Genomic DNA, 2149 nt, shown 5'->3' on the forward strand with positions numbered 1-2149 from the left:
GGACTCGATCCTATACAAAGATATCGGTATATCTCCATTGCAAGCGCAGTTCCCACGAGACTGTTCGTAAAACAAATTGATCCCTTTGGCACGGGCATGTGGACTATGTTTTCTTCAGCTTGTTGGAGGAAAGAGAGATAGGATTTCATATCGTTCTTCTTTTCGAGAATAGGCCCAATTTCCCCATCAGCTACTCCAACAGCACAAAATGCACAGGGAATGTCCTTTTCTATACATGCTTCAAGAACTATTGACCTGGGATTGACCCCTTCCCCACAGTCTGCAGCGCAAACAAGCATTGAAGTCCTCGAAGGAACGCAACGCATGAGATCTTCGGCAGAGCGGACGTAAGACGCAACTGGATTAAGCGAAAGATCCGGATAGCGATTGACGAGTGTTTTGGAAACTGCCTCTACTTTTGCTTCTCCTATTTCGTCGGGACCAACAAGAAACTGACGATTTACGTTTGACCTCTCAACTCGATCCCCGTCGATTAATGTAAAATGCCGAACTCCAGCAGCAGCCAAATGCTCCACCACCACCTGCCCTATGCCGCCCATACCAACGATGGCAAGATGAACGGCACCGATTTGCTTAAGTAACGTCAGCGGAGCGTCGGAATAATAAGACAAAAAGCGAGCTGTCCTCGAGCGGGGTGATTCCAGCTCGTATTCTTCAGTTTCTAGAAAACCAAGTTCGTTGAGCCTTAGCAAGAATCGTTGCTCGCGAGATTCAAGGCTCGTCTCATCTATCATATTTTGTTTGGCGAGCTGTTCAAAAAGATTCGTACTCAAATCAGAGATTTTGACCCTCACTCGCGATTTTAATCCTTGCAATATAAGTTCGTTGGAATCTCTCCTGATATAAGCACTATCGTTCCAATAGAACATTTAATATCCTTTCCCTCAAGCCTTCTTCTGGAAAAGTGTTTCGCATGAAGAAGGCGCTGGAGAGTCGTCCGATCGGCAGAAAACACGCAGCCTCGCCAAACAGTTCGACGGCTCTCTCGTTAAACTCCTGGCGCGAAATCATGCCAGAAAAATACCTGCTCAAAACCGATAAATACTTTTGGAGACGCATTCGGTTGCCCAAGCCCGTCAGTAGTGCGAGTTGATAGTAGATAAAAATAGGGTCATAGAAAGTATTCGGAATTAAAAGCAGGTGCACATCCGCCTGATCCGATTGAGGAGAGAAATAATCACTCGACATGAGCTTTGGATAATACCTGCCTGACGATGATAATTGAAGCGCTATTAGTTTTACAATCTTTTTATTGGGGTAGTATTTGTCGCATGAAATTGATAATTTCGCAGTTATCTCTCTTTGTTCATCGGATTTATTCACGCCGTAATCGAAGGAGGGGTCTTTCAGTTTCGGCGACAGAAGTCTTCTGATTGCCTCTGTGTCAACGAGAGAGAGGATGTTCCTACGTCCTTCTTCGTCAGCGAAATAGGGAGAGTGCTTGTTTGAAAAAACGATAAAAGCCTCTATGCCAGATAATCCATGGTGCAGCCGCGCGCTCTTGCAATAGCGCTCAATTAATAAGGGCATGTTTGTATTACAGCTTGCCATGGTTCTTCCGAGAAGAAAACACAAGACGTCAATCCATCTATTCTCGATGCGCTTTATCGTCATAGTCTGAGTGCACGCAGCGCTGCTCAGTTTGACTTCCTGCCTTCCGATTCGCGTAACAGAAAAATCATTGACACAAAAATAGTGAGAAGAGAGGAGATGTAAAAATGGTCCCACCCTTCCTCCGGTCCGGAATGCAATGGACAGCGACTTTGCATGATTGCTTAGCGAATAGCAGTGATCATCAATTACATCTATTCTCAAAAAGAAAGTCTTTAGAAAGCCGCTGCAATTGTGATGGACGTAGTCAAGCTTCCTCCCCAACTCGACAATATGCTCATTATCATGTCGACTTGTAAACCTAATCGTCCTGTCATCATATTCAACTTCGAAAAAAGGGGAATGAGGGCATCCCGATGCATCGAGTATTACTGGAACCCCGGCGATACGCTGAATGATTTGTGACGAATAGTCATGTCCATCAAGAAGGCTCGACGCTTCGGGCAGCTCGTCAATCGATATATCAATTCTTGGAGACATGTATTCCTACCATTTTTAAAGAAACAACGGCGGTAAT

Annotated in this window: 2 protein-coding genes; both read right to left on the reverse strand. The window is 45.0% G+C overall.

All coding sequences use genetic code 11. The features are described from left to right. A partial coding sequence (locus AB5405_RS09760; RefSeq protein WP_368138353.1) for a ThiF family adenylyltransferase occupies nucleotides 1–890 on the reverse strand: 890 nt, incomplete at its 3' end. Next, on the reverse strand, nucleotides 871–2112 hold the full coding sequence (locus AB5405_RS09765; RefSeq protein WP_368138354.1) for a hypothetical protein: 1242 nt from the start codon (nucleotides 2110–2112) through the stop codon (nucleotides 871–873). The genes AB5405_RS09765 and AB5405_RS09760, both read right to left, overlap by 20 nt. Nucleotides 2113–2149: the final 37 nt, after the last annotated feature.

Source organism: Collinsella aerofaciens (assembly GCF_040920445.1).
Taxonomy (GTDB): domain Bacteria; phylum Actinomycetota; class Coriobacteriia; order Coriobacteriales; family Coriobacteriaceae; genus Collinsella; species Collinsella aerofaciens_BH.

Coding starts and splice junctions, on each gene's coding strand:
- AB5405_RS09765 (WP_368138354.1), bottom strand. CDS start 2,112: ATGTCTCCAAGAATTGATATATCGATTGACGAGCTGCCCGAAGCGTCG.